Genomic DNA, 8,767 nt, shown 5'->3' with positions numbered 1-8,767 from the left:
AGCTGCGCTCGTTGTGCTTGCCCGCAAGCTCTTGCGTGTGGCTTTCTCACTGTTCAAACAGCACGTCCTGTTCGATCCTGCGTTGGTCGCTGTCAGAACTTGACGAAAGCCATAGAACCTCCGCGTGAACGGGTCTTGGTCCTTCAGGGCAACCATCGGACACACCGTTGAACGTCAAACCCCCTTGTCCCGCCCGGGACAAATTGACACTGCCAAATCTGGTTGAAGTCTCTACAATAAAAACGCACGACCGTTCTTTTTCCATTTTCCAAGGAACAACAGCACCATGACCGCTGAATACAAAGTCCACGGCTCCGTTGCCGTGATCACGCTGGCCAATCCTCCCGTCAACGGGCTGGGCCTGGCCACCCGCCAAGGTATCGTGGACGGCCTGGCCCGCGCCAATGCCGATGCAGCGGTCAAGTCCATCGTCATCACCGGAGCAGGCGGCGCCTTCTCCGGTGGTGCGGACATCAAGGAATTCGGCACCGACAAGTCGCTGCAGGAGCCCAATTTGCTGTCGGTGATCCAGGCCGTGGAAAACTCGGCCAAGCCCGTTGTGGCTGCCATGCACACCGTCGCCATGGGCGGCGGGCTGGAGCTGGCACTGGGTTGCCACTACCGCATTGCGGCGCCTGGCTGCTCGATCGCACTGCCTGAAGTGAAGCTCGGCCTGATCCCCGGCGCAGGCGGCACACAGCGCCTGCCCCGCGTGATCGGGGTGGAGGCGGCGCTCAACCTCATCGTGAGCGGTGAGCCCGTCAAGAGCGAAATGATTGCCGGCGTGCCCGGCCAGAAGCTGTTCGACAAGATGTCGGCGTCACCCGAGTCACTGGCCGAAGAAGCCCTGGCGTTCGCCCAGAGCGTGGCAGATGCACGTCCTCTGCCCCTGGTGCGCAACTTCCCCTGCAAGCACCCCGAAGGCGATGCGTACTTCCAGTTCGCGCGCAACATGGTCAAGGGCATGGCCAAGAACTTCCCCGCGCCCGTCAAGTGCGTGGACGCAGTCGAAGCGGCCACCAAGAAGAAGTTTGCCGAAGGCATGCTGGTCGAGCGCGAGATCTTCATCAACCTGATGTGGACGCCCGAGTCCCGCGCGCTGCGCCACCTGTTCATGGCCGAGCGCGCCGCGAGCAAGATCCCTGACGTGCCGTCGGACACCCCCAAGCGCGACATCCAGAAGGTGGGCGTCATCGGTGCCGGCACGATGGGCGGCGGTATTTCGATGAATTTCCTGAATGCTGGCATCCCCGTCACCATCCTGGAAACCAAGCAGGAAGCGCTGGACCGTGGCGTGGCCACGATCAAGAAGAACTACGAAGCCCAGGTCAAGAAGGGCAAGCTCAAGGAAGACAAGTACGCACAGCGCATGGCCCTGCTGAGCACCACGCTGAGCTACGACGACCTCAAGGACTGCGACCTGATCATCGAGGCTGTGTTCGAAGAGATGGGCGTGAAGGAGGCCGTGTTCAAGCAGCTGGACGCAATCGCCAAGCCCGGCGCCATCCTGGCCTCCAACACCTCCACGCTCGACGTGGACAAGATCGCCTCCTTCACCAAGCGTCCGCAGGACGTGGTGGGCATGCACTTCTTCAGCCCGGCCAACGTGATGAAGCTGCTGGAAGTGGTGCGCGGCAAAGAGACGGCCAAAGACGTGCTGGCCACGGTGATGGCCGTGGGCAAGAAGATCAAGAAGACGGCGGTGGTCTCGGGCGTGTGCGACGGCTTCATCGGCAACCGCATGATCGAGCGCTACAGCCAGCAGGCCGGCTTCCTGCTGGACGAAGGCGCCACGCCCCAGCAGGTGGACAAGGCCATCGAGAAGTTCGGCTTTGCCATGGGCCCGTTCCGCATGGGCGATCTGGCCGGCAACGACATCGGCTGGGCCATCCGCAAGCGCCGCTACACCGAAAAGCCCGACATGAAGTACAGCAAGACTGCGGACCTGCTGTGCGAGATGGGCCGCTTCGGCCAGAAGACCGGCGCAGGCTGGTACGACTACCAGGCCGGCAAGCGCGACGCGATTCCGAGCGACGTGGTGAACAAGATGATCGAAGACCACCGCAAGAGCCTGGGCGTGACACCGCGCAAGATTTCGGACGAAGAAATCGTGCAGCGCCTCGTGTTCGCGCTGGTGAACGAAGGCGCCAAGATCCTGGAAGAAGGCATCGCCAGCAAGTCCGGCGACATCGACATGGTGTACCTGACCGGCTACGGCTTCCCCATCCACCGCGGCGGCCCCATGCACTACGCCAGCGAAGTGGGCCTGTTCAACCTGGTGCAGGCCATGAACCGCTTTGCGCAGAACCCCATGGACGACGCCAACGCCTGGAAGCCCGCGCCCCTGCTGGCCAAGCTGGCCGCCGAAGGCAAGGCCTTCCAGTAATCCGCGCCACGATCTACCGAACCAAGGAATTCACATGACATCCGCAGTGATTGTTTCCACCGCCCGCACGCCGCTTGCCAAGAGCTGGAAGGGTTCGTTCAACATGACCCACGGCGCCACGCTGGGCGGCCATGCCGTGCAGCATGCCGTGCAGCGTGCCGGCATCGACGGCGCCGACGTGGACGACGTGATCATGGGCTGCGCCACGCCCGAAGGCGCGACGGGCAGCAACATTGCCCGCCAGATCGCACTCAAGGCCGGCCTGCCCATCACCACCTCGGGCATGACCATCAACCGCTTTTGCTCGTCGGGCCTGCAGACCATTGCCACCGCCGCCCAGCGCATCATCGCGGGCGAGGGCGATGTGTACGTGGCCGGCGGTGTGGAGAGCATCTCCTGCGTGCAGCAAGAGATGAACCTGCACATGATTCAGGACCTGGCTCTCGCCAAGCAGAAGCCCGAGATCTACTGGAGCATGCTGCAGACGGCCGAGCAGGTGGCCAAGCGCTACAACATTGGCCGCGACGCCATGGACGAGTACGGCGCCGCCAGCCAGCAAAAAGCCTGCGCGGCCCAGGCCAATGGCCTGTTTGATGCCGAGATCGCGCCCATCACGGTCACTGCCGGCATCGCCGACAAGACGCTGGGCCTGATCACCAAGCAGGTCACCGTGAGCAAGGACGAAGGCACGCGCGAAGGCACGACCAAGGAAGGCATCAGCGGCATCCGCCCCGCGCTGCCCGGCGGCCTGATCTCGGCCGGCAACGCCAGCCAGTTCTCGGACGGCGCGGGCGCCTGCGTGGTGACCAGCGAAACCTATGCGAGCCAGAAGGGCCTCAAGCCCCTGGGCCGTTTCCTCGGCTTTGCCGTGGCCGGCTGCGAGCCCGATGAGATGGGCATCGGCCCTGTGTTCGCCGTGCCCAAGGTGCTCAAGAAGCTGGGCCTCAAGGTCGACGACATCGATCTGTGGGAGCTGAACGAAGCCTTCGCCGTGCAGGTGCTGTACTGCCGCGACACGCTGGGCATTCCTGCCGACCGCCTGAACGTGAACGGGGGCGCCATCGCCCTGGGTCACCCCTACGGCGTGTCGGGCCAGCGCCTCACGGGCCATGCCCTCATCGAAGGCAAGCGCCGCGGCGCCAAGAAGGTGTGCGTGACCATGTGCATCGGCGGCGGCATGGGGGCGGCCGGCATTTTTGAAGTGTTCTGATCGCGGGTTGATCGCCAAATGAATCGCCCCCGCTGGCCACCGGCCCCGCGGGGGCTTTTGTTTTTGGTTGGGTGGGGCGCTGGGCTGTACGGCACCGTTACCGCTAAACTTTTTGCTCCCTAGCTTTACCCCAGAGGCGCGCTGTGCTGTTCGATTCCGCCGACTACTATTTCCCCGACTTCCAGACCGGACTCGCGAAAGAGGCAGCGGCAACGCACATCGGCATGTATGTGGCGTGGCTCACACTGCGGGGGCTGGGCAGCGAGGAGCTGAGCAGGTATGAGGCGGACCTGCGCGCGCGGCGCATCCGCTGTGCGGATTTTTTGCTGGACGCCTGCGACGGCAAGTTCGCCCCCGAGGACGCCAACCCGGAAGGCCTGGCCTTTTCGGAGCACTACTTCACGCGGCAGTATGAAAACGACTACCGCTCGGTGTTTGCCGACCAGTTCCTGCGCACCGGCCATGCGCTGGACGATTTCTGCAGCGTGCCGGGCCACTGGCACAACTTTGACCGCATGGCGATGGTGCTCAACCGCCGGTGGATGGACTGGCGGGCTGAACGCGATGCGCAGGGCGGGGCGCAGCCGCCGGCGCTGTCGCCGCCCGACCGGGTGCTGGGCCTGGTGGTGCAGGTGCTCGGGGGCTTTCTGGCCGCAGAGGGATTGGTGCACGACCCGGCCAACGAGCCGCTCATGATGGAGGCGCCGACGCCCGAGCGCGCGGGCCGGCTGTTCCGTGCGGACTTTGATGGCGGCCGCCATTGGTTGCTGGTGGTGATCAAGCGCACGCCGCAAGGAGCCTTCGCTCTCACGTTGACCGTGGCGTCCTGCCTGGACCGCGTGGCTGAGCGCATCCGTGACCACGGCCTGCCCGAGTACTTCCAGGACTCCCCAGACGATCCGCTGCCCTACACCGCGTTGGTACGCCTGTACCAGTGGCTGCGCGCAGACCCCACGCTGATCGTGGAAGCCGACGACAACCACAACAGCCAGCTGGTGTTCCGCACACCCGAAGAGCTGGCCGCGGGCCTGCCTGTGCTGGCGCAGCGCTGCCGAACCGTGCTGGGCCCGCTGCTGAAAATGCTGTCCACCGTGCAGGGGCTGGATGCGCTGCGCTGCACCCGCCCGCTGTCCGAGTCGATGCTCTACACGGACCCGTTCAACCGGTTGGTGCTTTCCACGGCCGAGGTTGCGCGCAACCCGCGCATCCTGGCGCTGTGCGACGAGCTGGAGGCGCTGGGCCGCGATCCGCAAGCCCCCGGCCCGCGCATGTTTGGCGCGGGCCTCATGGCCCACATCGACCAGGTGCGCCGCCGCCACGGTGGCTGATGTCAGCGGCAGTGCCGCCGGGCCGCGCGGGCGGCCCGCACAGGCTCAGCGCCCGTCGCCCAGCGGACACCGTTTGTGCAGCCCACCCACCCATAATTTGCGGCATGACCACCTTACGCTCCACCCTCGATTTCCTGCTCTACAACTGGCTGCAGTCTGAGGCGCTTGCCACGCGTGAGCGCTTCGCGGACCACTCGCGCGAAACCTTCGATGCGGTGCTGGACACGTCCGAGCGGATTGCCCGTGAGAAGTACGCGCCTTTCAACCGCGTGGTGGACACCGAAGAGCCTCGCACCGAGACGCAGCCCGACGGCACGCTGCGCGTGGTGCTGCCACAGGCCACCCACGAGGCGCGCCGGGCCTATGCCGAATCGGGCCTGCTGAGTGCCGCGCAGGACTACGAGGTGGGCGGCATGCAGCTGCCCTACACGGTGGAGGCGGCGGCCAACAGCTTCTTTGCTGCGGCGTCGATCAGCATTGGCTCGAACCTGCTGACATCCGGCAACGCGAACCTGCTCATGGTGCATGGCACCGAGACGCAAAAGCGCGTATTTGCGCTCAACGAATTCAACGGCCACTGGTCGGGCACCATGTGCCTGTCGGAGCCGCAGGCGGGCTCGTCCCTGTCAGACGTCGCCACGCGGGCCACGCCCGATGGTGCCGACTTTGAAAGCGACCCCCTGGGCCCGCGCTACCGGCTCAAGGGCAACAAGATGTGGATCAGCTCGGGCGACCACGAGCTGACCGAGAACATCGTGCACCTGGTGCTGGCCAAGATCCCCGGGCCGGACGGCAAGCTGGTGCCGGGCGTGAAGGGCATTTCCCTGTTCATCGTACCCAAGAAGCTGGTGGACACCGAGGGCCAACTGACCGGCGAGCGCAATGACGTGGCGCTGGCGGGCCTGAACCACAAGCTGGGCTGGCGTGGCACCACCAACACGCTGCTGAACTTTGGCGAAGGCACGTACCCCGTGCGCGGTGGCGCTGGCGCTGGCGCTGTGGGCTACCTGGTGGGCAAGCCCGGCGACGGCCTCAAGTGCATGTTCCACATGATGAACGAGGCGCGCATCGGCATCGGCATGGCGGCCACCATGCTGGGCCTGGCGGGCTACTACGCCAGCCTGGACTACGCCAAGAACCGCCCCCAGGGGCGCCCGGTGGGCAAGGCCGGCAAAGACGCGAGTGCGCCCCAGGTGCGCCTGATCGAGCACGCTGACATCAAGCGCATGCTGCTGGCGCAAAAGAGCTATGGCGAAGGCGCCCTGGCGCTGAACCTGTATTGCGCGCGTCTGGTGGACGAACAGCACACGGGCGCAGCTGAAGCCGCTGACGAGGCGCGTCTGCTGCTGGAAGTGCTCACGCCCATCGCCAAGAGCTGGCCCAGCGAGTGGTGCCTGGAGGCCAACAGCCTGGCCATCCAGATCCATGGCGGCTACGGCTACACCCGGGATTTCCCGGTGGAGCAGTACTGGCGCGACAACCGCCTGAACATGATCCACGAGGGCACGCACGGCATTCAGGCCATGGACCTGCTGGGCCGCAAGGTGCTGATGGAAAACGGCCGCGGCCTGCAACTGGTGGCCGGCCGCATCAACGACACGGTGCAGCGCGCGCTGCAGGCACCCGCCCTGGCCGCCTATGCCAACGCCCTGGCGGGCGCGCTGCAGCAGGTGGGCGCGGCCACCAAGGCCGCCTGGGCCACGGGCGAGCCTGCCGAGGCACTGGCCAATGCCGTGCCGTACATGCAGGCCTTTGGCCACACGGTGCTGGCCTGGGTTTGGCTGGAGCTGGCCCTGGCCACACAGGCCGCCGATGCGGACTTGGCGCAGCCGGCCAGCGTGGGGCGCATGGGGGCGATGCAGTTTTTCTTCCGCTACGAGCTACCCAAGATCGGCGCCTGGCTGCAGGTGGTGAGCACGCGCGACGCCACCTGCACCAACCTGCCGGAAGAGGCGTTCTGACATGGCCTCGGCACGCACACGGCTTGTCGTCGAGCGCCTGGTCTGGGTGCTGATCTACGGCGGCCTGCTGACCCTGGTCCTGGGCTTGGCCACCTCTCGTCAGGACGCTGCCGTTGGCTGGGGCTTGGTGGTGGGCGGCGCGCTGGCGGCCGCAGTCGGCGTGGTGCTGATTGCCGTGCGCGCCCGCATGAAATCTGGCGCGCCATCCTGATCCAGGCGGCGCACAATGCCTGCCAGAGCAAACAACTCTCCCGAGCGAGCGGCGCCACTCACAGCGCCGTACGGCACCCGCCGTGGCACGCCACACCCGACACACAACACACTTCAAGGAGACAACACATGACACGCACCATCCAACAACTGTTTGACCTGACGGGCAAGACCGCCCTGGTGACCGGCGGCTCGCGCGGCCTGGGCCTGCAACTGGCGCATGCGCTGGGCGAGGCGGGCGCCAAGATCGTGCTCAGCTCGCGCAAGGCCTCCGACCTGGAAGAAGCCGCTGCCGACCTGAAGGCAGCCGGCATCGAAGCCAGCTGGATCGCCGCCGACTGCGCCAAGGAAGAAGACATCCGCCGCCTGGCCGACGAAACCCTGCAGCGCCTGGGCCATGTGGACATCCTCGTCAACAACGCGGGCGCCGCTTGGGGCGCCCCGGCCGAAGACCACCCCGTGGAGGCCTGGGACAAGGTGATGAACCTCAACGTGCGCGGCTACTTCATCCTGAGCCAGCACATCGCCAAGCACAGCATGATCGGCCGCCGCAGCGGCAGCATCATCAACGTGGCGTCGATCGCCGGCCTGGGCGGCAACCCCAAGGGCATGAACACCATTGCTTACAACACCTCCAAGGGCGCGGTGATCAACTTCACCCGTGCGCTGGCGGCCGAATGGGGTGCGTACAACATCCGCGTCAACGCGATCTGCCCGGGTTTCTTCCCGAGCAAGATGACAGTGGGCACCTTGAAGGCCATGGGCGAGGAAGCGCTGGCCGCGCACGCCCCGCTGGGCCGCCTGGGTGATGATGAAGACTTGAAGGGCATGTGCGCGTTGTACGCGTCGGATGCGGGCAAGCACATCACGGGCCAATGGCTGGCGGTGGACGGAGGCGTGAGCATTGTGACTGGAGGGTGAAAATCCCCCTGAGGCCCGCCGCTCGGTGCGGCCGCCGGTGGCGGCAGCTCTTCGGGCACGTCCAAGCCTGCATGGGCAGGCTTGGAGCCGCGGCCCTCAGCCCCTTCTCTCGAATCGCTGTGCGATTCGGGAAGGGGGACGACGCATTCGGTGTGGGGCGGCCCTTGCTCTGCTTCCCTCGCCTGGACCGCGCCAGTTGCGACCTACGTTTCCAAAGGAAAAAACCTTGATCAGTTTCGGTGTCGAAATCCCCTTTGTCCACCATCTGGGCTTCACGCTGCACCGTATGGAGGGCGGCGAGTCCGAGCTGCGTTACGAAGCCCAGCCCGAGCACTTGAATTCGTTTGCCGTGACCCACGGCGGTGCGTCGATGACGCTGCTGGACGTGACCATGGCCACGGCGGCGCGCAGCGAGACGCCCGACATGGGCGTGGTCACCATCGAGATGAAGACCAGCTTCATGCAGCCCGCACGCGGGCCGCTGGTGGCCAAGGGGCGTCTCATTCACCGCACGGCCACCATGGCTTTTACCGAAGGCACGGTGTATGACGCGCAGGGCAAGGTGTGTTGCCATGCCACCGGCACGTTCAAGTACGTGCGGCGACTGCCAGTCGATGGGCGCAATGTGAATGACCTCAAGGTCATTTCCACCGATTGAGTCAGATTTTTAATACAAATTGGCCTCTGGCGCTTTATCCATAAGCGCTGGCAGCTATTGAATTAATAGTGAAAAACATTCTGAAGGAGCCTC

The 8,767-nt window shown here is 65.3% G+C and carries 7 protein-coding genes; all 7 read left to right on the top strand.

Features of this window, described 5'->3' with window-relative positions:
- The first annotated feature begins 286 nt into the window (after window positions 1–286).
- The 7 genes from ACK4HJ_RS19460 (at window position 287) to ACK4HJ_RS19430 (ending at window position 8,674) form a co-directional block, all read left to right on the top strand.
- Entirely contained in the window at window positions 287–2,386 is a 2,100-nt protein-coding gene (locus ACK4HJ_RS19460; protein WP_409834616.1) for a 3-hydroxyacyl-CoA dehydrogenase NAD-binding domain-containing protein, read from the top strand.
- A 34-nt stretch (window positions 2,387–2,420) separates the two neighbouring features.
- Complete coding sequence (locus tag ACK4HJ_RS19455; protein ID WP_409834614.1) at window positions 2,421–3,596, top strand: acetyl-CoA C-acyltransferase; 1,176 nt, start codon at window positions 2,421–2,423, stop codon at window positions 3,594–3,596.
- Between the two features lie 143 nt (window positions 3,597–3,739).
- Window positions 3,740–4,924 carry a hypothetical protein gene (locus ACK4HJ_RS19450; protein ID WP_409834612.1) on the top strand — a complete coding sequence of 395 codons (1,185 nt, stop codon included), beginning with the start codon at window positions 3,740–3,742 and terminating at the stop codon, window positions 4,922–4,924.
- Between the two features lie 104 nt (window positions 4,925–5,028).
- Entirely contained in the window at window positions 5,029–6,885 is a 1,857-nt protein-coding gene (locus ACK4HJ_RS19445; RefSeq protein WP_409834610.1) for an acyl-CoA dehydrogenase, read from the top strand.
- Window position 6,886: 1 nt separating this feature from the next.
- Entirely contained in the window at window positions 6,887–7,096 is a 210-nt protein-coding gene (locus ACK4HJ_RS19440) for a hypothetical protein (protein ID WP_409834608.1), read from the top strand.
- Window positions 7,097–7,224: 128 nt separating this feature from the next.
- The gene (locus ACK4HJ_RS19435) at window positions 7,225–8,016 is read left to right on the top strand and encodes an SDR family oxidoreductase (protein WP_409834607.1); all 792 of its coding nucleotides are present in this window, start codon (window positions 7,225–7,227) and stop codon (window positions 8,014–8,016) included.
- Between the two features lie 226 nt (window positions 8,017–8,242).
- Window positions 8,243–8,674: a PaaI family thioesterase gene (locus tag ACK4HJ_RS19430; protein WP_409834605.1), complete on the top strand. Its 432-nt coding sequence runs from the start codon at window positions 8,243–8,245 to the stop codon at window positions 8,672–8,674.
- Window positions 8,675–8,767: the final 93 nt, after the last annotated feature.

It is taken from the genome of Acidovorax sp. (assembly GCF_046294525.1).
Lineage (GTDB): Bacteria > Pseudomonadota > Gammaproteobacteria > Burkholderiales > Burkholderiaceae_C > Acidovorax.
Note: the sequence above shows the minus strand (reverse complement) of the source record. Positions and strands in the feature narration are given on the sequence as shown.